Origin of the sequence: Parasphingomonas zepuensis (assembly GCF_036663735.1) — a bacterium.
In the GTDB taxonomy this organism is placed as follows: Bacteria; Pseudomonadota; Alphaproteobacteria; order Sphingomonadales; family Sphingomonadaceae; genus Sphingomonas.
The window spans coordinates 195,689-218,343 of record NZ_JAXOJO010000004.1; the positions used below are offsets into that span (position 1 = coordinate 195,689).

The window sequence follows — 22,655 nt, forward strand, 5'->3', positions numbered from 1 at the left end:
GCTTTTGGGGCGATGGCTGGCTAAAGCCGCCTCACCATGACCGAACTCCCCAAAACCTTCGACCCCGCCGAAATCGAATCGCGCTGGTATGCGCATTGGGAAGGCGAGGGGCTGTTCCATCCCGATCGCGCGGGCGCCGAACCCTGGACGATCGTGAATCCGCCACCCAACGTGACGGGCAACCTCCATATCGGCCATGCGCTCGACAATACGCTGCAGGACATCCTCGTCCGCCACGCGCGACTGAAGGGCAAGGACGCCTTGTGGGTGGTCGGCACCGATCATGCCGGCATAGCGACGCAGATGGTGGTCGAGCGCAACATGGCGCTCCATCAGCAGAAACGCACCGATTTCACCCGCGAGGAATTCATCGCCAAGGTGTGGGAATGGAAGGCGGAAAGCGGCGGGATCATCACTCAGCAACTCCGCCGCCTCGGTTGCTCGATGGACTGGGCGAACGAGCGCTTCACCATGGACGAGGGCTTCAGTAAGGCCGTCCTCAAGGTGTTCGTCGATCTCTACAATCAGGGCCTGCTCTACCGCGACAAGCGGCTGGTGAACTGGGATCCGGGCCTCGGCACCGCGATCTCCGATCTCGAGGTCGAGACGCGCGAGATCAACGGCCAGTTCTGGCACCTGCGTTATCCGCTCGAAGACGGGTCGGGCTTCATCTCGGTCGCCACCACGCGACCGGAAACCATGCTCGCCGACATGGCCGTCGCGGTGAACCCGACCGACGAGCGCTATACCGCGCTGATCGGCAAGAACGTGAAGCTGCCGATCACCGGCCGGCTGATCCCGATCGTCGCCGATGAACATGCCGATCCGGAGCTCGGCTCGGGCGCGGTGAAGATCACGCCCGGCCACGACTTCAACGATTTCGAAGTGGGCAAGCGCGCCGGGTTCAAAGCCGGCGACATGCTCAACATGCTCGATGCGAAGGCGCAGGTTCAGCAGACCGCCGACGGACTGATCCCGGGCGACCTGATCGGCCTGTCCACCGCCGATGCCCGAAAGAGGGTCGTCGCGTTGCTGGATGAGGCCGGTCTGCTCGAACGCGTCGAGGATCGCGTGATCCAGACCCCGTTCGGCGATCGCTCCGGCGCGGTGATCGAGCCCTGGCTGACCGATCAATGGTATGTCGACGCGGCGACGCTGGCGAAGCCTGCGATCGAGGCGGTGAAGACGGGCGCGGTCAAGGTCGTGCCGAAGACCTGGGAAAAGACCTATTTCAACTGGATGGAGAACATCCAGCCCTGGTGCGTCTCGCGCCAGCTCTGGTGGGGTCACCGCATCCCGGCATGGTTCGCCGAGGACGGCCGCATCTTCGTTGCCATGGACGAGGCCGGCGCTCAGGCGCAGGCGGGTGAGGGCGTCGCGCTGCGCCAGGATAGCGACGTGCTCGATACCTGGTTCTCGTCCGCGCTGTGGCCCTTCGCCACGATGGGCTGGCCCGAGGACGGCGATCCGACGCTCCACGGCCGTTATCCGAACGACGTGCTGATCTCCGGCTTCGACATCCTGTTCTTCTGGGATGCGCGCATGATGATGCAGGGCATGCACTTCATGAAGGACGTGCCGTTCCGCACGCTCTATCTGCACGGGCTGGTCCGCGCGGCCGACGGCTCGAAAATGTCGAAGTCGAAGAACAACACGGTCGATCCGCTCGGCCTGATCGACCAATATGGCGCTGACGCCCTGCGCTTCTTCATGGCAGCGATGGAAAGCCAGGGCCGCGACATCAAGATGGATGAGGAGCGGGTAAAGGGTTACCGCAACTTCGCGACCAAGCTCTGGAATGCCGCGCGTTTCTGTCAGTCCAATGGCATCGGCGCGAGCGCGACGCTGGAGGCACCCGAAGCGACCCTCGCGGTCAATCGCTGGATCATCGCCGAGACGATCCAGACCGTGCAGGCGGTCGATCTCGCGCTGGCCGATTACCGCTTCGATGGCGCCGCGAACGCGGTCTACCAGTTCGTCTGGAGCCGCTTCTGCGACTGGTATCTGGAACTGATCAAGCCGCTGCTCGGCAATGCGGAAGGCCCGGCCACCGGCGCCGAGGCGGAAGAGACCCGCAAGGTCGCGGGCTGGGTGCTCGATCAGATGCTGGTCCTGCTTCACCCGTTCATGCCGTTCATCACGGAAGAACTGTGGCACGCTTTGGGCCAGCGCGATTCGGACCTGATCGTCGCGAAATGGCCGATGGCCGATGCGCGTTCGATCGATCCGGAAGCGAGCAAGGAGATCGACTGGCTGATCCGGCTGGTCGGGGAAGTCCGCGCGGCGCGGAACGAACTGAACGTCTCGCCCGGCGCCCGCATGCCGTTTTACGTCCGGGATGCCGACGCCGCGACGCTCGCCCGCCTGGATCGTCAGGCGCCCGCGATCGCCCGGCTGGCACGGATCGACCGCGCGGAGGGCGAAGCGCCGGGCAGCGGCGCCGTCCAGGTCGTGATCGACGAGGCGACTTTCGTCCTGCCGCTCGAAGGCGTGATCGATCTCGGCGCCGAGCGCGCGCGCCTGACCAAGGCGATCGAGGCAGTGGTCAAGAACCGCGACATGCTCTCTGCCAAGCTGGCAAACGTCAATTTCGTGGAAAAGGGCAATCCGGTCGCCGTCGAGAAGACCCGTACGGATCACGCCGAGAAATCGGCCGAGGCAGAACGCCTGACGGCAGCGCTCGCGCGGCTGGGATGAGCAATCCCGGCCACCCCGTCACCCCGGTGGAGGCCGGGGCCGCTGTGTTGTCGATCGCTGGGATTGCCCCAAACCCAGCGGCCTCGGCCTCCGCCGGGGTGACGCGATAATGGCATCCAAACCCAGCCGCAAAGGCCAGCGCGATCTCACCACGGGGCCGATCGCCACGACCCTGCTTGCCTTTGCGCTGCCGACGCTTGGATCGAACATCCTTCAGTCGCTGAACGGATCGATCAACTCGATCTGGGTCGGCCGCTTCCTCGGCGAGGGCGCCCTTGCCGCGACCTCGAACGCCAACATCATCATGTTCCTGATGTTCTCGGCCGTGTTCGGCTTCGGCATGGCGGCGACGATCCTGATCGGCCAGTCGGTCGGGCGCAACGATATCGAAGCGGCGCGGCGCGCCTTCGGATCGACCGTCGGGCTGGTGGTCGGCGGCGCGGTGCTGATCGCGGTCCTGGGCTGGCTGTTCACCCCGCAGATCCTGCGCCTGCTTGCCACCCCCGGCGAGGCGCAGAACATGGCGCGCGATTATCTGCGCGTGATCTTCCTCGGGCTGCCCTTCTCGATGCTCGGGGTGCTGATCCAGATGAGCCTGCGCGGCACCGGCGATTCGCTGACGCCCTTGTGGTTCATGCTCCTCAGCGTGCTGATCGACAGCAGCTTCAACCCGTTGCTGATCGAGGGCATCGGGCCATTCCCGCGCATGGGCATTGCCGGCTCGGCGACGGCGACCCTGCTGGCGGGGATCGTCTCCTCGGCCGGGCTGCTCGTCTATGTCTATTGGCGCGATCTCCCGATCCGGCTGCGCGGCCGCGAATTGCGCTATCTGATCCCCGACGCGGCGCTGGTGAAGACGATCGTTGCCAAGGGGCTGCCGATGAGCGCGCAGATGCTGGTGATGTCGAGCGCGGGGCTCACCATGGTCGGCCTGGTCAACCGCCTCGGCGTCGATACGGCGGCTGCCTATGCGGTGTCGCAGCAGCTCTGGACCTATATCCAGATGCCGGCGATGGCGATCGGCGTCGCGGTCAGCAGCATGGCGGCGCAGAATATCGGCGCGGGCAAATGGGATCGGGTGAACGCGATCAACCGCGCTGGAATCATCTACAACACCGTCATCACGCTGGCCGTGATCGTCGCGATCATCCTGTTCGACCGGGAGGTGATGGCGCTGTTCGTGGGAAGCGACAGCCCGGCGATCCCGATCGCCCGGCACATCCAGCTCATCTCGAGCTGGACCTTCGTCATGTTCGGCGCGACGATGGTGCTGTTCTCGACGGTGCGCGCCAATGGCGCGACGGTCGCGCCGCTGATCATCCTGGCGATCGCTTTCTATCCGGTCCGCATCGGTTTCGCTCTGATCGGTCAGCGGTTCATCGGGCCGGACGCTTTGTGGTACGCCTTCCCGCTCGGATCCCTGGTCTCGCTGGTGCTGGCCGCCCTCTATTATCGTAGCGGTCACTGGCGCGAGCAGGTCTTGATCGTGCCTCCCGATGCCGAAGAGGCGGGGGAGCACGCCCATGGCGCGGGCGAACCGGCTGGCCGGCTCCATCCTACGGGGTGACAATAGAAAAATTCTCTAAGCGATTGATTTATAATCAATTTACTTTCTCTGCGTCGCGCAAAAAAATGTCAGCGACTTGCATGACATTCCCAACAACCTTGTAGTCCGCCCCCTGATTCAACGAAGGGGCCTTCTGACCTATTGGTCTAGGCACTTGAGCAGAAGTCGCCTCGCCGCGGGCTTGCGCGGGCGGGCGGGAGGGATCAAAAGCCGCGCATGTCAGCCCAATATCCAGCGCTTCGTCTCCGCCGCACCCGCGCCTCGGCGTGGAGCCGGCGGATGTACGCCGAAACCGTTCTCACCCCCGCCGACCTGATCTGGCCGCTGTTCATCGTCGATGGGCAGGGGGTGGAGGAGCCGATCCCGAGCCTGCCCGGCGTATCGCGCTGGTCGGTCGACGGCATCGTGGCGCGGGCGAAGGAAGCGCGCGATCTCGGTATTCCGTGTCTTGCCCTGTTCCCTAACACGCAGCCCGATCGCCGCTCCGATCGCGGCGAGGAAGCGCTCAACCCGGACAATCTGATGTGCCGCGCGATCCGCGCGCTGAAGGATGCGGTGCCCGAAATCGGCGTGCTGACCGACGTTGCGCTGGATCCCTATACCAGCCACGGCCATGACGGGCTGCTCGACGATACCGGTTATGTGCTCAACGATGAGACGGCGGAGGTGCTGGTCGGGCAGGCGCTCAACCAGGCCGCGGCGGGCGCCGACATCATCGCGCCGAGCGACATGATGGACGGCCGGGTCGGGCTGATCCGCGAGGCGCTGGAGGGCGACGGGCGGGTCAACGTCCAGATCATGGCCTATTCGGCTAAATATGCGAGCGGCTTCTATGGCCCGTTCCGCGATGCGGTCGGCTCGCGCGGCCTGCTCAAGGGCGACAAGAAGACCTATCAGATGGACTCGGCCAATGCCGAGGAGGCGCTGCGCGAAGTCGCACTCGATATCGCCGAGGGTGCGGACAGCGTGATGGTCAAGCCGGGGCTGCCCTATCTCGACATCATTCTGCGCGTGAAGAGCGAGTTTCAGGTTCCGGTCTTCGCTTATCAGGTGTCGGGCGAGTACGCGATGATCGAGGCAGCGGTCGCGGCTGGCGCGGCCGAGCGTGACGGCGTGGTGCTGGAGACGCTGATGGCGTTCAAGCGTGCCGGCTGCTCGGGTGTGCTGACCTATCACGCCGCTCATGCCGCGAGACTGCTCGGCGCGTGATCGAGACCGCGCGCCTGATCCTGCGGCCGCCCGTTCCGGCGGATCGTGCCGCGTTGCACGCCATGTGGGCCGATCCGGCGGTCATGGCCGATCTCGGCCCGGTCAAGTCGGCGGCGGATAGCGACACGACCATCGCGCGTCATGCCAGCTATGGCGACAGCCACGGTCTTGGCTTCTGGGCGGTCGAGCATCGCGACGAGAAAGTCCTGATCGGCTTTTGCGGGCTCAAGCCCGGAGCCGAAGGCACGCCGATCGCCGGAGAGGTGGAGATCGGCTGGATGCTCGCGCGGCCATGGTGGGGCGGGGGCTATGCCCGTGAAGCCGCCGCGGCGAGCCTCGACTGGGCCTGGGCCAATCTCGCGGCGCCGCGGGTAACCGCGATCACCGCGGCGCAGAATGTGCGAAGCCAGGGCCTGATGGAACGGCTGGGGATGCACCGGCTGGGCGCCGACTTCGATCACCCGGCTTTCGACGAACTGGATCCGCGCCGGCGCAGCGTCGCCTTCGTGATCGATCGGCCGGACACCACCCGATGATCGTCACCGAGCGGCTGATCCTGCGCGGCTGGCGCGCGGAGGACCATGCGCCCTTCCATGCGATGGGCAATGATCCGCGGGTGATGCGTTTTCTCGGCCCCTCGCTGACTCACGCCGACGTCGCCGCGGCGATCGACCGGCAGAAGGAGTTGTTAGGCAATCTTGGTTATTGCTTCTGGGCGATCGAGCGGCGCAGCGACAGCGTGTTTCTCGGTTTCTGCGGGATCAAGCCGGGCCCGTCCGGCACGCCGATCGCCGACGAGACCGAGATCGGCTGGCGTCTCGCTTACGACCATTGGGGGCACGGCTATGCGCGGGAAGCGGCGCAGGCCAGCCTCGACTGGGCGTGGGCCAGTCTCGACGCGCCGGGCGTCGCGGCGATGACGGTCCAGGCGAACGAAGCGAGCTGGGGGCTGATGGTGCGACTTGGAATGCAGCGCGTGATCGGGGGTGATTTCGATCATCCGCTCTTTTCGGAAGGCGACCCGCTGCGCCGCCACATCCTTTACCGCATCGCCCGACCCGCCTGATGGCGACATTTTCGATGCCCGCGCGGTTCGCGCGGCCCTTGTTCGTGGTCGCGATCCTCACCGGATCCTTCCTGCTGTTCCTCGTCCAGCCGATGGTCGCGCGCATGGCGCTTCCCCGCCTCGGCGGCGCGCCCGCCGTGTGGAATTCGGCGATGCTTGTCTATCAGGCGCTGCTGCTTGGCGGCTATGCCTATGCCCATGCGCTTGGCCGGGTGACGCCGCGGCTCCAGGCGGCGATCCATCTCGCAGTGCTGTTGATCGCTGCCATATGGCTGCCGATCGGCCTGTTGCAGACTCAGCTTCCTCCCAATGCCCAGCCGGCGATCTGGGTGCCTTGGCTGCTCTGCGCGTCGATCGGTCCGTTGTTCTTCGCGATCTCGGCCCAGGCGCCGTTGCTGCAGCGCTGGTTCAATGTGTCGAGCAAGGGCGAGGATCCCTATGCGCTCTACGCGGCATCCAATTTCGGCAGCTTCGCCGGGCTGATCGCCTATCCCTTGCTCGTCGAGCCGGGCATGGCGCTGAAAGGCCAGAGCGCGCTGTGGACTGCTGGCTATATCGTCGTCGGGCTGCTCGTCGCGGTGTGTGCGATGACCTTGCCAAGGATGAAGCTGGCAATCGTCGAAGGACCGGTCGCGGCGAGTTCGCCGCCGAGCCGCAGGCGGGTCGCGCACTGGATCGCGCTCGCGCTGGTCCCATCGGGGCTGATGCTCGCGACTTCGACTTATATCACCACCGACGTCGTCGCGATGCCGCTGCTGTGGGTGCTGCCGCTCGGCCTCTATCTGCTGAGCTTCACCATTGCCTTCGCCACGCGGCGGGGCCCGGCCGATCTGCTGACCAGGCTGGCGCCGGTCGTCATCCTGCTGATCGGCGGCGTGCTGGTGGGCGGGTTGCAGGGCAAGCCGTGGCTCAATGCCGGGCTCGCGCTGGTGCTGCTGTTCATGGCCTCCGTGGCGCTGCACACAGCGATGTACCGGATCCGGCCCGAGCCTGACCGGCTGACTGGATTCTACCTCGCCATGTCGGTCGGCGGTGCGCTGGGCGGTGTCTTCGCTGCGCTGGTCGCGCCGCTCGTGTTCGACTGGACCTACGAATATCCGCTGCTGGTGCTAGCGGCGGGCGTGCTTACCCCGCAGGCCTTCCTGATTCCGGAGATCGGCCTACTGTGGAACCGGACGGCTCAGCAGCGGCGGATCATGACGATGGCGGTCGCCTTGCTGATGGCGGTGCTGATCCTCCTCGTGCTGCAGGGCCCTGGCGCTGGCATGGAGGATTCGGGTCCACTCCAGGGCATCGTGTTCGTCGTGATGGTCGTGGTCGGCGTCGTGACGATCGGCGCACGCACTGCCTTCGTCATCGCGCTGGGCGGGGCGCTCATTGTGTTCGGCGGTTACCGGTCGATCCTGTTGTCGCTCGAACCCGGCGCCCGGACCCGCAGCTATTTCGGCGTCTACACCGTCGGCGGCAGTCAGGAGGTGCGGCAGCTCCAGCACGGAACCACGGTCCACGGCACGCAGTTGCTGGGCAGCGAAGCGCGCGAGCGCACGCCGACTGCTTATTATGTTAAGGGATCTGGCGTCGGCCAGGCGATGCAGCTGGTCCCCCAGTTGTTCGGTGATCGGGCGCGAATCGGGGTGGTCGGGCTCGGTGCGGGCACACTCGCCTGCTATGCCCGGCCGGGCCAGACATGGCGCTTCTACGAGATCGATCCGGCCGTGGTGCATATTGCACGCGACACGGGCCAGTTCAGCTTCCTGCGGCGTTGCCTGCCGCATCCGACGATCGCGATCGGCGATGCGCGGCTCAATCTGGAAACGGAAGAGACTGGCTCACTCGATCTTCTGACGCTCGACGCCTTCTCATCGGACGCGGTGCCGATGCACCTGATGACCCGCGAGGCGTTCGATACCTATGGCCGGGTGCTGGCGCATGACGGCGTGCTGCTGTTCCACATCTCCAACAAGTTCCTCGATCTGGAACCGGTCGTATCGGCCGCCGCCTCGGCGGGCGGGTGGAGTGCGGCCAAGCTGATCTATTTCCCGGGGCCTGAGGTGGCGGAACCCCGCGCCGTGTCCTTCTGGGTGGCACTGTCGCAAGATCCGGCGACGATCGCCGCGCTGAAGGCGCGCAGTGCCGCGTGGCGGCCGCTCAATCGCTATCCGGGATTCACGCCCTGGACCGACGATTATTCGACGATCGTTCCGCTCGTGAAGCTGTTCCGGAAACCCTAGGCCGGATCTCAGGACTCGGGCAGCATCGCCTGGATCGCCGCGATTCGCGCCGTTTCCGTCTTGAGCTGCGCTTCGGCGGCTGCGCGCAGCGTCTCGATTCCGGGATAGTCGGGCTGCCCCGCGGTCGCACGCGCGATCGCGAGATCCTCGATATCGGTGAGCGCGGCGGAAGTGGTCGCCCGGTAGCCGTCAAGCTCGGCAAGCGCGGTCTGCGCCGTGATCCAGCGCTCGCTTCCGGCCGGTTGTCCCTTTGCCAACGCAGCGGCCTGCTGCGCGCGCTCTGCGGCGGGCGCAAAGGCCGATTCGGTTTCAGCCAATGTGGTCTTCACCGTCGCGAGCTTCGCATCGGTCGGCGCGTCCGGAGTCGCGATGGCGGCCGGCGCCGGCTCCGGCTCGGCCAGGCTGGTCGATTCGATCGGTCGTGGCAGAAGCGAGGGATAGTGTCCGGTCGTCCGCCCGGCGCAGCCGCTCAGGAGGGCAATACAGGCGAGCGGGAGGGAAGCTTTCATCGCTTGTCGCTCTATGCCGTCAATTAGTCGGGTGCAACGCACTTGCGCTACCGAAAAGACGCATCTATGAGCCCACTTCCCGCGCACCCGTAGCTCAGCTGGATAGAGCATCAGACTACGAATCTGAGGGTCGGGCGTTCGAATCGCTCCGGGTGCGCCAATTTTCCATATCGTTAGATCATTCCCTTCGGGGACCCCCATGATGGTGCCGACGGCGGACAATCACGCGGTGACGAGATCCCTGAATTCGAGGGTGAAGACGGCACCGCCCTCGGCGTGGTTGCTGGCCCTAACGGTCACCTGCATCGCGTCGGCAAAGCCTTTCACGATCGCGAGGCCGAGGCCGCTCCCGCCAGCACGGTCGCTGCCCGCGCCCCGGGTGAAGACCTGGAACAGATCGCGATCGGGCGCCGGCAGGCCTGGACCATCGTCGCGAATCGCCATCGTGACGGCCTCCGGCGTGCGCCGGCCCTCGATGGTGATCGTTCCGCCCGCGCCGCCATGCTGGGCCGAATTGACCAGCAGGTTGATCAGGATGTGGTGGAGCAGGGTGGGGTCGGCACGGACCAGCGGCAGATTGGCGGGCACCTGGAAATCGATATGCTTGCCCCGCAACAGCTCCTTCAGATCGTGGATCGCCGCGCTCGTCGCGTCGGTCAGGTCGATCGGCTCGATCGACAAGGTCAGCGCGCCGGTATCGAGCCGGACCATGTCGAGCAGATCTTCGAGAAAGCGGCGCAGCCGCTGAAGTTCCGCGCGGGCTAGCGGGACGGCAGCTGATTCGGGATGCTCGGCGGCAACGCCCTCGACGGCGCTGGTCACTGCAGTCAGCGGCGTGCGCAAATCATGACCGATCGAGGAGAGCAGGGCGGCGCGCAGCCGGTCGCGCTCCTTCAGCACCGATAGCTCGCGCATTTCGTCTTCGAGCCGCAGCCGTTCGTGCGCGAGCGAAGCCTGGCCGACCAAGGTCGAAAGCAGCACGGCGCGGTCGGAGGGCACGGGATCGCCGCCGTCGCTCCGCGCGACGCCAAGCACCGCGAGCACGCCGAGCGAGGTCTTGAGCGGATGGAATTGCCAGTCGGAAGCGTTGAGCGTCACCGTGCCGTATCCGGCGGTCTCGCCGCGCTTGAACGCCCAGTCAGCCGCGGCCCGGTCGATCGGGGTCAGGCTGCTGGCCGGCGGAAAGGCGGCCACGATCTCGGGCCGGCCGTCGCGGTCGGCGAGCAGCACCGCATTCACGCCGAGCAGCTGCGAGATCTCTATACAGACGGTGTCGGCCGTGGCCTGAGCGTCGGATACGCGGGTGAGGGCCTGAGCGAAGGCGGCGAGCGCTGCGTTCTCCCGGGCCCCGCGCACGCCGATCGCGGCACGCGAGCGCATGCCTCCAGTCAGGCGGCTGGTGAAGGCAGCGATGCCGATCAGCACCAGCACCGTCAGCAAGCTCTGCGGATCGGCGACGCTGAACGTGTAGAGCGGCGCCAGGAAGAAGAAGTTGAATGCCAGCGCAGCAAGCACGCCAGCGGCGAGCCCCGGTTTCAGTCCGTAGCGGCTGGCTGCGACGACCACCGGCAAGAGATAGACCAGGTCGACCGCTCCGGTGCCGATCAGCGGCTCGAGCAGCCGGGCCAGCAAGGTCGTCGCGGCCACCAGCGCGATCACGATGCCGTAGACGGCGGGGCGTGCATCCCACCGGAACCCCTGCCTGGCGGGGCGTAGTGTCTCGGTCCCGGCCGGAATGACGTGGATGGCCAAGCCGTCGAGGCTGCGCAGCATCTTCTCGACGACCGAACCGTGTCGGAGCTCGAACCACCAGCTGCGCCGCGACTTGCCGATCACCAGCTGAGTGGCACGCATGCCGTCGACCTGCGCGCGCAGGCCCTCGATCACGCTTTCGGCCGGCACCGTGGCGATGGTCGCGCCAAGGCTGGCGGCAAGGCGGAGCGTGGCGGCGATCCGCGCCTTCTCCTCGGTGCCGAACCCCTCGGCACGCGGGGTTTCGATATAGACCGCGGTCCAGGGCGCGCGGAGGGCGTCCGCAAGGCGCTTGGTCGTACGCACGAGCGCTTCGGCGCCCGGCAGTTCGCTCACCGCGACCAGGACGCGCTCTCCGGCCGCGAACGCGCCAGGCAGGGCGCTCGCGTCGAGATGCTCGAGCATCTGCCGGTCGACGTTCATCGCCGCGCGGCGCAACGCCATCTCGCGCAGGGCCGACAAATTGGCCTTGGAGAAGAAATGGCCGAGCGCCCGCGTCGCCTCGGCCGGGATATAGACTTTGCCTTCCTTGAGTCGCTCGATCAGCTCGTCGGGCGGGATATCGACCACCTCGATCTCGGCATCCTCCAGCACGCTGTCGGGTACCGTTTCGCGGACGCGGACCCGGGTGAAGCTGGCGACCACGTCGTTGAGGCTCTCGACATGCTGGATGTTGAGGGTCGTGAACACGTCGATCCCGGCGTCGAGCAACTCCTGGATATCCTGCCAGCGCTTCGGGTGGCGGCTGCCCTCGACATTGCTGTGCGCAAGCTCATCCACCAGTACGAGAGCAGGGCGGCGTGCGAGGATCGCGTCGAGGTCCATTTCGGTCAGCGCCTGGCCGCGATAGTCGATAGTGCGGCGGGCGATCACCTCGAACGGCGCCACCAGCGCTTCGGTTTCGGCCCGGCCATGGGTTTCGACCACGCCGACGACGACATCCGCACCGGCGCGGAGCCGGGCGGCTCCCTCGTTCAGCATCTCATAGGTCTTGCCGACGCCCGGCGCGGCCCCGAGGAATATCTTCAGCTGCCCACGCGCCTCCCGCTCCGCGGCACGGAGCAGGGCGTCGGGGGAGGGGCGTTTATCGGTCAAACCGGTCATCCATTAGTGTCCGCCGACTATGAGAGCGGCCATAGGCAAACGCTACGCCTTCGACGCGATCTATATGCGAACTTAACGCCAACCGCCCGCATTCGCCGTCGCACCTTAACGGCCCCCACGCCTATCTGCCCTTCCGACCCGGCCACACTGCGCCGGCACATCGGAGGCATTGCCCCATGACCGATATCCTGTGGCTCGGCGCCCTCGCCGGGCTGTTCGCGCTGACGCTGGCCTATATCCGCTTGTGCGACGAGGCGTGACGATGACGCTGCACCTCACCCTGGCCGCGATTACCGCTGCCGCTCTCCTCCTTTACCTCGTGGCCGTGCTCCTGCGGCCCGAGCGATTCTGATCGGTATCGCGCCATGAATCTTCAGGGCTGGGGGCTGATCGCCCTCTTCGTCATCATCCTCGTCGCGCTCGCAAAGCCGATGGGCCTGTGGCTGTTCGCGCTATACGAAGGGCGCCGCACGCCGCTCCATTATGTCTTCGGGCCGGTGGAGAAGGGCTTCTACAAGCTCGGCGGCATCGATCCCAACGCCGAGCAGAGCTGGCGCCGCTACGCGGTCCACATGATCGCGTTCAACCTCGCGCTTCTGCTGTTCACCTATTTCGTCCTGCGCTTCCAGGATCTGCTGCCGATGAACCCGCGCGGTTATGCCGGGATCGCACCGGACGGCGCGTGGAACATCGCGGTCAGCTTCACCACCAACACCAACTGGCAATGGTATTCGGGCGAGGTCGCCCTTTCCAACTTCAGTCAGATGTTCGGGCTGGTGATCCATAATTTCCTGAGCGCAGCCACCGGCATCGCGCTGGCCTTCGCCCTGTTCCGGGGTTTTGCGCGGCGCGAGTCGAAAGCGATCGGCAATTTCTGGGCCGATACCACCCGCGTCACGCTCTACCTGCTGCTGCCGATCTCGATCGTCTACGCCGTCTATCTGATCTGGAGCGGCGTGCCGCAGACCTTTGCCCAGTCGATCGACGCGACAACGCTCGAAGGCGTGAAGCAGACCATCGCGCTCGGCCCGGTCGCCTCGCAGGAAGCGATCAAGATGCTCGGCACCAATGGCGGCGGCTTCTTCAATGCCAACAGCGCGCATCCGTTCGAGAATCCGAGCGCGATGACCAACCTGGTCCAGATGCTCTCGATCTTCCTGATCGGCGTCGGGCTGACCTGGACCTTCGGCAAGGCCGTCGGCAACACGCGCCAGGGCTGGGCGATCCTCGCCGCCATGCTGCTCATCTTCGTCGCCGGCACCGGCATTGCCTATTGGCAGGAAGCTGCGGGCAATCCCGTGCTTCATCAGCTCGGCGTCGCCGGCGGTAACATGGAGGGCAAGGAAGTTCGCTTCGGCATCGCGGCCTCGGCTTTGTTCGCCAGCGTCACCACGGCTGCCTCGTGCGGCGCAGTCAACGCCATGCACGACAGCTTCACCGCGCTCGGCGGCATGATCCCGATGATCAACATGGAACTGGGCGAAATCGTCGTAGGTGGCGTCGGCGCCGGTATTTACGGCTTCCTGCTGTTCGCCATCCTCGCGGTGTTCGTCGCCGGGTTGATGGTCGGGCGCACGCCGGAATATGTCGGCAAGAAGATCGAAGGCCGCGAGGTGAAGTTCGCCGTGCTGGCCATCGCCGTGCTGCCGCTGCTGATCCTGGGCGGTACGATGATCGCCTCGGTTCTGCCCGCCGGGCTGGCCGGGCCACTTAACAAGGGGCCGCATGGCTTTTCGGAGATCCTCTACGCCTTCAGCTCGGCCGTCGCGAACAACGGGTCTGCCTTTGCCGGTCTGACTGCAGGCACGCCCTTCTACAATGCGCTGCTGGGCATCTGCATGTGGGGCGGTCGGTTCTTCATGATCGTGCCGATGCTCGCGATCGCCGGCAGCCTCGCGGCCAAGAAATACACGCCGCCGTCGTCGGGCTCCTTCCCGACGACCGGACCGCTTTGGGTGGGGCTGCTCATCGGCGTCATCCTGATCATGGGCGGCCTGACCTTCCTCCCCAGCCTCGCGCTTGGCCCGATCGCCGATCATCTCGCGATGATCAGCGGCCACCTCTCCTGATCGGATCACGATATGTCCGCACCAACCTCCATCTTCACCGCGAGCCTGGTCGTCCCGGCGATCGGCGATTCGTTCAAGAAGCTCGATCCGCGCCAGCTGATCAAGAACCCGGTGATGTTCACCACAGCAGTGGTCGCGACCCTGCTCACCGTGCTCCTTATCGTCGGCGGGGAGCCGCTCAGCTTCGGATTCCAGATCCAGCTGATCGTCTGGCTGTGGCTGACCGTGCTGTTCGGCACCTTCGCCGAGGCGCTGGCCGAGGGCAGGGGCCGCGCCCAGGCGGCGTCGCTGCGCGCGACCAAGGCCGATCTCAAGGCGAAGCGTCTGCTCGGGGTAGGCGACACCTATGAGATCGCCTTCGCCACCCAACTCGAGAGGGACGATATCGTCCTGGTCGAGACCGGCGACCTGATCCCGGCCGACGGCGAAGTCGTCGAGGGTGTAGCCTCGGTCAACGAAGCCGCGATCACCGGCGAGAGCGCGCCCGTGATCCGCGAGGCGGGCGGCGACCGTTCCGCCGTCACGGCGGGTACGCGGGTGATCTCCGACCGGATCAAGGTGCGCGTCACCCAGGAACCGGGCCGCGGCTTTCTCGATCGCATGATCGCGCTGGTCGAAGGCGCCGAGCGGCAGAAGACGCCGAACGAGATCGCGCTGACCATCCTGCTCGTCGGCCTGACGATCATCTTCCTGATCGCGGTCGCGACCATTCCGGGCTTTGCTTCCTACGCAGGCGGCGGCGTGCCGGTGGCGATCCTTGCAGCCCTGCTGATCACGCTCATCCCAACGACCATCGCCGCGCTGCTCTCGGCGATTGGCATCGCGGGCATGGACCGGCTGGTGCGCTTCAACGTGCTCGCCAAATCGGGCCGTGCGGTCGAGGCGGCGGGCGATATCGACGTGTTGCTGCTCGACAAGACCGGCACGATCACGGTCGGCGACCGCCAGGCGAGCGAATTCTTCCCGGTCGGCGGCATCGACGTGGACACGCTGGCCAGCGCCGCGTCGCTGGCGAGTATCGCCGATGAAACGCCAGAGGGGCGCTCGATCGTGGTGCTGGCGCGCGAGCGCCATGCTATCCCGACCCGCGTGATGCCGGCCGATGCGGAGATCATCCCGTTCACCGCGCAGACCCGTGTCTCGGGCATCGTCACCGGCGGCAGCACCATCCGAAAGGGCGCGGTCGACGCGATCCTGCGGGCGGATCCTGGTCTCGGCAACACGCCGGTTGCGGTCGAACTGCGCCGGGTGACCGAAGAGATTGCCCGTTCAGGCGCCACGCCGCTTGCCGTCTCCCGCGACGGCCGGCTGCTCGGCGCGATCGCGCTCAAGGACGTGGTCAAGGCCGGCATCCGCGAACGCTTCGGCGAACTGCGCCAGATGGGCATCCGCACGGTGATGATCACCGGTGACAACCCGCTGACCGCCGCCGCCATCGCGGCCGAAGCAGGCGTGGACGATTTCCTCGCCGAGGCGACGCCCGAGGACAAGCTCGCGCTGATCCGCAAGGAGCAGCAGGGCGGGCGGTTGGTCGCTATGTGCGGTGACGGGACCAACGACGCGCCGGCTTTGGCCCAGGCCGATGTCGGTGTGGCGATGAACACTGGCACCCAGGCCGCGCGGGAAGCCGGCAACATGGTCGATCTCGACAGCGATCCGACCAAGCTGATCGAGGTCGTCGGCCTCGGCAAGCAGCTGCTGATGACGCGCGGCGCGCTGACCACTTTCTCGGTCGCGAACGACGTGGCGAAGTATTTCGCGATCATCCCGGCGATGTTCGTCGCGCTCTATCCGGGACTGGGCGTGCTCAATGTGATGGGGCTGGCGACGCCGCAATCGGCGATCCTGTCGGCTATCATCTTCAACGCGCTGATCATCCCGCTGCTGGTGCCGCTGGCGCTGAAGGGCGTGAAGTACCGTCCGATGCCGGCCGGGCCACTACTGGCGCGCAACCTTGCCGTTTACGGGCTGGGCGGGCTGCTGGCGCCGTTTGTGGGGATCAAGCTGATCGATCTCGCCGTCACCGCTCTGCACCTCGCCTAGCCCTCCTTGTGTCCCCGCGAAGGCTGGGACTCAGTCTGGGCTCCCGCCGTCGCGGGAGCACATAAGGAATTGAAGATATGCTCACCGATCTGAAAACCGCCCTGCGTCCCGCGCTTGCGCTCACCATTGCTTTCGCGCTGCTGCTGGGCCTGGCCTATCCGCTCGCGCTCACCGGCATCGGCCAGGCGCTGTTTCCGGCCCAGGCGAACGGCAGCCTGATCGTCGAGAAGGGGGAGGTCATCGGCTCCGAGCTGATCGGCCAGGCCTTTGCCAGCGACCGCTATTTCCACGGCCGGCCTTCGGCGGCGGGCAAGGGCTATGACGCCAGCGCCTCGTCCGGATCGAATCTCGGCCCGGCATCCCAAGCACTCAGCGACCGCGTCGCGGCGGATATCGCCGCCAATCCCCCTTCACCAGGCAATAGGGTCCCCCCCGATCTGGTGACGACCTCCGCCTCGGGACTGGATCCCGATCTGAGTCCCGAGGCGGCTTTTTATCAGGTGGGCCGGGTCGCGAAGGCCCGGGGCTTACAGCCTGAGAAAATCCGCACGCTGGTCGAAGCGCAGGTTGAGCGGCCGTTGCTGGGTTTCCTCGGCGAACCGCGCGTCAATGTGCTTGCGCTCAACCGCGCGCTCGACCGGGCGGGCGGGCGGCCCTAACAAGGGGCATGCCGATCGCCGCCAGGGTCCTGATCATCGAGGACGATGCCCATATCCGTCGGCTGCTGCGCGTCGCGGCGGAGCGGGCCGGGTACAGGACCGGCGAGGCGGCGACGGCCCGTGAAGGGCTGTCGCTCGTCGATATCGACAAGCCGGATGTGGTGCTGCTCGATCTTGGGCTGCCCGATCGCGATGGGCTGGAATTGATCCAACTGATCAAGGCGCGCGGTGCGACGCTGATCGTCGTCTCGGCGCGGGAGGATACGGCCGAGAAAGTCGCCGCGCTCGATCTCGGCGCCGACGACTATATGACCAAGCCGTTCGATACCGAGGAGCTGCTCGCGCGTATTCGCACGGCGCTGCGCCACCGACTTGCCGACCAGACGGCCCAGTCCGTCCTGACGATCGGCGAGGTGACGATCGATCTGGCAGCGCGCCGCGTGCTGCGCGGTGGCGAGGAAGTGCATCTCGCGCCAAAGGAATATGGCGTGCTGGCCGAACTGGCCAAAAAGCCCGACCGGATCGTCGGCCATGCGCAATTGCTGCGCGAGATATGGGGACCGGCCCAGGAGAGCCGGGTCGAATATCTGCGCATCGTGGTCCGCAACCTGCGCCAGAAACTCGAGCCGGATCCCGCCCGGCCAACCATTATCCGGAATGAGGTGGGTGTCGGTTACCGGCTGACCGGAGCGGCCTGAGCGCCCTGGGCAGCGGGTAAGGATGATTGTCGGTGAACCGGGCTGCGATCCAGTAGCGCCGGGGCTCGAAAGCCCCTAGTTGGCGGGCACGCGTGATCCGAATCATATAGGATGGCGGCGATAAGCGATGAGGGGATTTCCGCCAGTGCGTTCCATTTACGGCCTGCCTCTTATTGCCCTGTTGTTGCCCATGCCGGCTCTTGCCCAGGAAACGCCAGACGCGGCCCACCCGGCCGATATCATCGTGCTCGGCACCGGACTGCCGCTGCCGCCAGGCACGCCGGCCTATGGTTCGGTGGTGATCGACCGCGACCGGCTGAACGGCGATGCTTCCGGTCGGCTGGAAGACGTGCTGGCCGATGTGGCGGGGCTGCAGCAATTCCGTCGCTCGGACAGCCGGTCAGCCAATCCCTCCGCGCAGGGCGTGACGCTCCGCGCGCTTGGAGGGAACGCGTCGAGCCGCGCGTTGGTGCTGCTTGACGGCGTGCCGCTGGCCGATCCGTTCTTCGGCTATATCCCGTTCAACGCGCTGGCGGCAGACCGGTTCGCGGGCGTGAGGATCACGCGCGGCGGCGGCGCGGGGGCGTTCGGCGCCGGTGCGGTCGCGGGGACGGTCGAGCTAGCCAGCGCGACACGCGCCGATCTGCCGCTGCTGGCTGGCAGCGCCTTTTACGGCAGCTTTGATTCGCAGAATGTCTCCGCCAGCCTGACGCCGGATCTGGGCAGCGGCTTCGTGTCGGTTTCGGGCAAATGGGAGCGCAGCGACGGCTATCGCACCACGCCCGAATCCCAGCGGACGCCAGCCGACGCGCGGGCCCGGTTCGAGGATTGGTCGGGCGGCATCCGCGCGGTCGCGCCGATCGACGCGCAGACCGAGCTCCAGGCGCGTGTCCTCGTCTTTCGCGACAACCGCACCTTGCGTTTCCGGGGCGCCGACAGCAGTTCGCAAGGGCAGGACGCCAGCGTCCGCCTGGTCCACCGCGGCGACTGGGCAGTCGACGCGCTGGCCTATGTCCAGGCACGCAACTTCACCAACAAGGTGATCAGCGCGACCAGCTTCAAGCTGACGCTCGACCAGCGCAACACGCCTTCGACCGGCTATGGCGGCAAGATCGAGGTACGTCCGCCGGTCGGCCCCGACCATGTCCTGCGCATCGGCGTCGATGCGCGGCTGGCCGACGGCGAATTGTTCGAAGATGGCTATGCCGCCAGCGGTGCCGTCACCGCGCGCCGCAACGCCGGCGGCAACAACAGCACGATCGGCGTGTTCGTCGAGGACGACTGGACGATCGGCGACCTGATCCTCACCGGCGGCGTGCGCGGGGACCGCTGGACCATCACCAACGGCTTCTTCCGCGAGTTGGCACCCAGCGGCGCGCTGAACAGCGACAAGCGCTTCGCCGACCGCGATGGTTTCGAGGCGACCGGACGGGTGGGTGCGCTATTCCATGCGAGCAGCGCCGTCGCGGTGCGCGTGGCCGGCTATACCGGCTTCCGTTTGCCGACGCTCAACGAACTGTACCGACCCTTCACCGTGTTTCCCATCGTGACTCAGGCCAACGAGAATCTCGGGCTGGAGAAGCTCAAGGGGATCGAGGGAGGGATCGACCTGACGCCGGCGCCGGGAGTCTCGCTTGGCGTCACTGCCTTCTATAACCGGCTGGACGATGCCATCGCCAATGTGACGATCGGCACCAACACCCGCCAGCGCCGCAACGTGGACGCGATCATCGCCAAGGGCGTCGAGGTCACGGCGGGCATCCGGCATGGGGCGATCTCGCTGGACGGCTCCTACGCCTTCAGCGACAGCCATGTGCGGGCGCCGGGCACCCCGCTGAACGATATGGTCCCGGCGCAAAGCCCGCGCCACGCGGCGAGCGCGACGCTGGCTTGGGAACCGAAGGCGGGACCGTGCTTCTCGACCACGCTGCGCTATGTCGGCCTGCAATATGAAGACGATCTGGAAACCGGGAACCTGCCCGATGTGCTGACCGTCGATGCCGTCGCCCGACTGCCGATCGGCAAGCACTTCACGGTGATCGCCCGGGCGGAAAACCTGTTCGACGAGACGGTGATCACGCGCAACGCCGACGGATCGATGGACTTGGGCACGCCGCGCACATTGTGGATCGGGGTCAAGTTCAGCGGCTGAACCAAACCGATGGGGAAGAAATTCCAATTTCTCCGGTCATGAGAAAGAGCGGATCGCGGCAAGCGTGATTGCCGCATTGCCATAATGGCATGCGTGGAACAGGTTTGAATCGACGGGCACCGGCGTTGCGAGCGCCGCAGCCGCTATCCCGCTACGGAGCCGCCGCGGCGACCGCCGCAAGGACTGCCTCGGCATATTCGGGCCGGCAGATCAGCAGATCGGGCAGCAGCGGATCGGCGCAATTATAGACGAGCGGGCTGCCGTCGATCCGCGACGCGTGCAGCCCGGCCGCCAGCGCGACCGCGACCGGCGCGCAATTGTCCCACTCATATTGCCCGCCGGCATGGAGATAGATCTCGGCATGGCCGTCGACCACGGCCATCGCCTTGGCGCCGGCCGAGCCCATCGGCACCAGCTCGGCGTCGAGCGCCGCGGCGACCTGACGGACGATCTCATGCGCGCGTGTGCGGCTGACCACCATGCGCGGTCGGGCCGGCAGGGGCGGCAGGGCAGGGACCGGATCGTCGGTTACGAACACCTTGTGCACCGCGGGCAGCGCGACCGCGCCCGTCACCGGTACGCCATCGATCGCGAGGCCGATATGGACTGCCCAATCTTCCCGCCGTTCGCCGAACTCACGCGTGCCGTCGAGCGGATCGACCACCCAGACTCGGCTCGCGGCGCAGCGGGTACGATCGTCGGCCGCCTCTTCGGACAGGACGAAATCATCGGGCCGGGCCGCGTGGAGCTGAGCGAGGATCAGCGTATTGGCCTCGGCATCGCCGCGCCGCTTGAGATCGCCGTCAGCGCAATTTCCGGCCGCGCACAGATCGCGCAGCAGCGCGGCGGCGGCCAGCGCCACGGAACGAGCGACTTCGGCATCGGTGCGGGTCGTCACAGGTCCGGGCTCCACACGCCCATGATGTGCTCGACGATGCGCTCCGCGGCGGCTTCGGGGCTTTCGCGTGTGGTATCGACGCGGATCTCGGCGCGCTCGGGCACTTCATAGGGGCTCGAAATGCCGGTGAAATGCGCGATCTCGCCGCTGCGCGCCTTGGCGTAGAGGCCTTTCACGTCGCGTTTCTCTGCCTCGGCCAGCGGGGTATCGACGAAGATCTCGACAAACTCGCCCGCAGGCAGCATCGACCGCACCAGGTCGCGCTCGGCCCGGAAGGGCGAGATGAAGGCGGTCAGCACGATCAGCCCGGCATCGGCCATCAGCTTGGCGACTTCACCGATGCGGCGGACATTCTCCACCCGATCGGCATCCGTGAAGCCCAGATCCTTGTTGAGCCCATGGCGGATATTGTCGCCATCGAGCAGGAAGCTGTGGCGGCCGAGCGTGTGGAGCTTTTTCTCAACCAGGTTGGCGATGGTCGACTTGCCCGAGCCGGACAGGCCGGTGAACCACAGCACCTTCGGGTTCTGGCCCTTTTGCGCGGCATGCGCCTCGCGGGTGACGTCGATCGCCTGCCAGTGCACGTTCTGCGCGCGGCGGAGCGAAAAGCTGAGCATGCCGGCCGCAACGGTCGCGTTGGTGGCGCGGTCGATCAGGATGAAGCCGCCGAGATCGGCGCCGTCGCTGAACGGCTCGAACACGATCGGCCGGTCAGTGTAAAGCTGAGCGACACCGATGTCGTTCAGCCCCAGCGTCTTCACCGACAGTTCGGCCAGCGTATTGATGTCGACCGCATAATCGGGCGGCTGAACGCTCGCGCCGACCAGTTGCGTGCCGATCTTCATCCAGTAGGTGCGGCCGGGCAGCAGCTGCTCCTCCGCCATCCAGACGATCGTTGCCTTGAACTGGTCAGCGACCTCCGGGGGCGCAGCCGCGGTCGCGATGACGTCGCCGCGCGAGCAATCGATTTCGTCGGTCAGCGTCAGCGTGATCGACTGACCCGCTACGGCCTCACCCAGGTCCCCGTCCATCGACACGATGCGCGCGACCCGGGTGGTCTTGCCCGAAGGCAGGATGCGCACCAGATCGCCGGGGCGCACCACGCCCGAGGCAATCATGCCGGCAAAGCCGCGGAAATCGAGATCGGGGCGGTTGACCCATTGCACCGGCAGCCGGAACGCGCGCGCCTGCGCGGCATCGGCGCCGAGCGGGACGGTTTCGAGATGCTCGATCAGCGACGGGCCGGCATACCAGTCCATCGCGGTGGAGCGCGACGCGATATTGTCGCCGGCGAGACCGGAGAGGGGGATGGCGGTGAAACTGTCGATGCCGATCGAATCGGAGAAGGCGCGGTATTCCGCGACGATCGAGTCGAACACAGCCTGGTCATAGCCGACCAGATCCATCTTGTTCACGGCGAGCACGATGTGCCGGATACCGAGAAGGTGAACGAGGTAGCTGTGCCGCCGCGTCTGGGTGAGCACGCCCTTGCGCGCGTCGATCAGGATCACGGCGAGATCGGCGGTCGAGGCGCCGGTCACCATGTTGCGGGTATATTGTTCGTGGCCGGGGGTGTCCGCGACGATGAACTTGCGCTTCTCGGTCGTGAAGAAGCGATAGGCGACATCGATCGTGATGCCCTGCTCGCGCTCTGCGGCGAGGCCGTCGACGAGCAAGGCGAAGTCGATATTCTGCCCCTGGGTACCGACGCGCTTGCTGTCCGCTTCGAGTGCGGCGAGCTGATCCTCGAAGATCATCTTCGAATCGTAGAGCAGCCTGCCGATCAGGGTCGATTTGCCGTCGTCTACCGAGCCGCAGGTGATGAAACGGAGCAGCGACTTGTTCTGGTGGAGCGAGAGATAGGCGTCGATGTCCGACGCGATGAGCGCGTCGGTCTGGTAGACCTCGTCGCCCCGGCCGATGCCGCTATCGATAGCAGGGGCGTCCGTGCCGCCTGCGACCCCGGCCTTCGCCGGGGCGACATGAAATGTGCCATTCATG

The 22,655-nt window shown here is 66.3% G+C and carries 16 protein-coding genes and 1 tRNA gene; 13 read left to right on the plus strand and 4 right to left on the minus strand.

What is annotated here, in order from left to right; translation table 11 throughout:
• The first annotated feature begins 36 nt into the window (after window positions 1-36).
• From U1769_RS16095 to U1769_RS16120, 6 genes are all read left to right on the plus strand, one after another.
• A complete protein-coding gene (locus U1769_RS16095; protein WP_332717985.1) occupies window positions 37-2,697 on the plus strand; it encodes a valine--tRNA ligase in 2,661 nt (886 codons plus the stop codon).
• Window positions 2,698-2,806: 109 nt separating this feature from the next.
• A complete protein-coding gene (locus tag U1769_RS16100; RefSeq protein WP_332717986.1) occupies window positions 2,807-4,264 on the plus strand; it encodes an MATE family efflux transporter in 1,458 nt (485 codons plus the stop codon).
• A 216-nt stretch (window positions 4,265-4,480) separates the two neighbouring features.
• Window positions 4,481-5,473: a porphobilinogen synthase gene (hemB, locus tag U1769_RS16105; RefSeq protein WP_332717988.1), complete on the plus strand. Its 993-nt coding sequence runs from the start codon at window positions 4,481-4,483 to the stop codon at window positions 5,471-5,473.
• A complete protein-coding gene (locus tag U1769_RS16110) occupies window positions 5,470-6,009 on the plus strand; it encodes a GNAT family N-acetyltransferase (RefSeq protein WP_332717990.1) in 540 nt (179 codons plus the stop codon). The genes hemB and U1769_RS16110 overlap by 4 nt, the downstream gene beginning before the upstream one ends.
• Entirely contained in the window at window positions 6,006-6,539 is a 534-nt protein-coding gene (locus U1769_RS16115; RefSeq protein ID WP_332717992.1) for a GNAT family N-acetyltransferase, read from the plus strand. The genes U1769_RS16110 and U1769_RS16115 overlap by 4 nt, the downstream gene beginning before the upstream one ends.
• A 14-nt stretch (window positions 6,540-6,553) precedes the next feature.
• The gene (locus U1769_RS16120; protein WP_332717994.1) at window positions 6,554-8,770 is read left to right on the plus strand and encodes a spermidine synthase; all 2,217 of its coding nucleotides are present in this window, start codon (window positions 6,554-6,556) and stop codon (window positions 8,768-8,770) included.
• 8 nt (window positions 8,771-8,778) lie between these two features.
• Here the strand turns inward: U1769_RS16120 and U1769_RS16125 are convergent, their stop codons facing one another.
• On the minus strand, window positions 8,779-9,279 hold the full coding sequence (locus U1769_RS16125; RefSeq protein WP_332717996.1) for a hypothetical protein: 501 nt from the start codon (window positions 9,277-9,279) through the stop codon (window positions 8,779-8,781).
• 83 nt (window positions 9,280-9,362) lie between these two features.
• On the opposite strand from U1769_RS16125, the gene U1769_RS16130 reads away from it, so the two are divergent.
• Window positions 9,363-9,439, plus strand: a tRNA-Arg gene (locus U1769_RS16130).
• Window positions 9,440-9,501: 62 nt separating this feature from the next.
• Here the strand turns inward: U1769_RS16130 and U1769_RS16135 are convergent.
• Window positions 9,502-12,126 carry a DUF4118 domain-containing protein gene (locus U1769_RS16135; RefSeq protein WP_443030375.1) on the minus strand — a complete coding sequence of 875 codons (2,625 nt, stop codon included), beginning with the start codon at window positions 12,124-12,126 and terminating at the stop codon, window positions 9,502-9,504.
• 271 nt (window positions 12,127-12,397) lie between these two features.
• Between U1769_RS16135 and kdpF the strand changes: the two genes are divergently transcribed.
• The 6 genes from kdpF to U1769_RS16165 all read left to right on the plus strand — a co-directional run bounded on the left by kdpF (window position 12,398) and on the right by U1769_RS16165 (window position 19,756).
• On the plus strand, window positions 12,398-12,487 hold the full coding sequence (gene kdpF / locus U1769_RS16140; protein WP_272626678.1) for a K(+)-transporting ATPase subunit F: 90 nt from the start codon (window positions 12,398-12,400) through the stop codon (window positions 12,485-12,487).
• A 13-nt stretch (window positions 12,488-12,500) separates the two neighbouring features.
• Window positions 12,501-14,204 carry a potassium-transporting ATPase subunit KdpA gene (gene kdpA / locus U1769_RS16145; RefSeq protein WP_332718004.1) on the plus strand — a complete coding sequence of 568 codons (1,704 nt, stop codon included), beginning with the start codon at window positions 12,501-12,503 and terminating at the stop codon, window positions 14,202-14,204.
• A 12-nt stretch (window positions 14,205-14,216) separates the two neighbouring features.
• Window positions 14,217-16,247 carry a potassium-transporting ATPase subunit KdpB gene (gene kdpB / locus U1769_RS16150; RefSeq protein WP_332718006.1) on the plus strand — a complete coding sequence of 677 codons (2,031 nt, stop codon included), beginning with the start codon at window positions 14,217-14,219 and terminating at the stop codon, window positions 16,245-16,247.
• Between the two features lie 77 nt (window positions 16,248-16,324).
• Entirely contained in the window at window positions 16,325-16,906 is a 582-nt protein-coding gene (gene kdpC / locus U1769_RS16155; RefSeq protein ID WP_332718008.1) for a potassium-transporting ATPase subunit KdpC, read from the plus strand.
• Between the two features lie 8 nt (window positions 16,907-16,914).
• On the plus strand, window positions 16,915-17,604 hold the full coding sequence (locus tag U1769_RS16160; protein ID WP_332718010.1) for a response regulator: 690 nt from the start codon (window positions 16,915-16,917) through the stop codon (window positions 17,602-17,604).
• A gap of 190 nt (window positions 17,605-17,794) precedes the next feature.
• Complete coding sequence (locus U1769_RS16165) at window positions 17,795-19,756, plus strand: TonB-dependent receptor (protein ID WP_332718732.1); 1,962 nt, start codon at window positions 17,795-17,797, stop codon at window positions 19,754-19,756.
• 151 nt (window positions 19,757-19,907) lie between these two features.
• On the opposite strand, the gene U1769_RS16170 is transcribed toward U1769_RS16165, so the two are convergent.
• Both U1769_RS16170 and cysN read right to left on the minus strand, forming a co-directional pair.
• Window positions 19,908-20,654 carry a 3'(2'),5'-bisphosphate nucleotidase CysQ gene (locus U1769_RS16170; RefSeq protein WP_332718014.1) on the minus strand — a complete coding sequence of 249 codons (747 nt, stop codon included), beginning with the start codon at window positions 20,652-20,654 and terminating at the stop codon, window positions 19,908-19,910.
• Complete coding sequence (gene cysN, locus U1769_RS16175) at window positions 20,651-22,654, minus strand: sulfate adenylyltransferase subunit CysN (protein ID WP_332718017.1); 2,004 nt, start codon at window positions 22,652-22,654, stop codon at window positions 20,651-20,653. Before cysN ends, U1769_RS16170 begins: the two co-directional genes overlap by 4 nt.
• Between the last annotated feature and the right edge of the window lies 1 nt (window position 22,655).

Coding starts and splice junctions, on each gene's coding strand:
- U1769_RS16095 (WP_332717985.1), top strand. CDS start 37: ATGACCGAACTCCCCAAAACCTTCGACCCCGCCGAAATCGAATCGCGC.
- U1769_RS16100 (WP_332717986.1), top strand. CDS start 2,807: ATGGCATCCAAACCCAGCCGCAAAGGCCAGCGCGATCTCACCACGGGG.
- hemB (WP_332717988.1), top strand. CDS start 4,481: ATGTCAGCCCAATATCCAGCGCTTCGTCTCCGCCGCACCCGCGCCTCG.
- U1769_RS16115 (WP_332717992.1), top strand. CDS start 6,006: ATGATCGTCACCGAGCGGCTGATCCTGCGCGGCTGGCGCGCGGAGGAC.
- U1769_RS16120 (WP_332717994.1), top strand. CDS start 6,554: ATGCCCGCGCGGTTCGCGCGGCCCTTGTTCGTGGTCGCGATCCTCACC.
- U1769_RS16125 (WP_332717996.1), bottom strand. CDS start 9,279: ATGAAAGCTTCCCTCCCGCTCGCCTGTATTGCCCTCCTGAGCGGCTGC.
- kdpF (WP_272626678.1), top strand. CDS start 12,398: ATGACGCTGCACCTCACCCTGGCCGCGATTACCGCTGCCGCTCTCCTC.
- kdpA (WP_332718004.1), top strand. CDS start 12,501: ATGAATCTTCAGGGCTGGGGGCTGATCGCCCTCTTCGTCATCATCCTC.
- kdpB (WP_332718006.1), top strand. CDS start 14,217: ATGTCCGCACCAACCTCCATCTTCACCGCGAGCCTGGTCGTCCCGGCG.
- kdpC (WP_332718008.1), top strand. CDS start 16,325: ATGCTCACCGATCTGAAAACCGCCCTGCGTCCCGCGCTTGCGCTCACC.
- U1769_RS16160 (WP_332718010.1), top strand. CDS start 16,915: ATGCCGATCGCCGCCAGGGTCCTGATCATCGAGGACGATGCCCATATC.
- U1769_RS16165 (WP_332718732.1), top strand. CDS start 17,795: ATGCCGGCTCTTGCCCAGGAAACGCCAGACGCGGCCCACCCGGCCGAT.
- cysN (WP_332718017.1), bottom strand. CDS start 22,654: ATGAATGGCACATTTCATGTCGCCCCGGCGAAGGCCGGGGTCGCAGGC.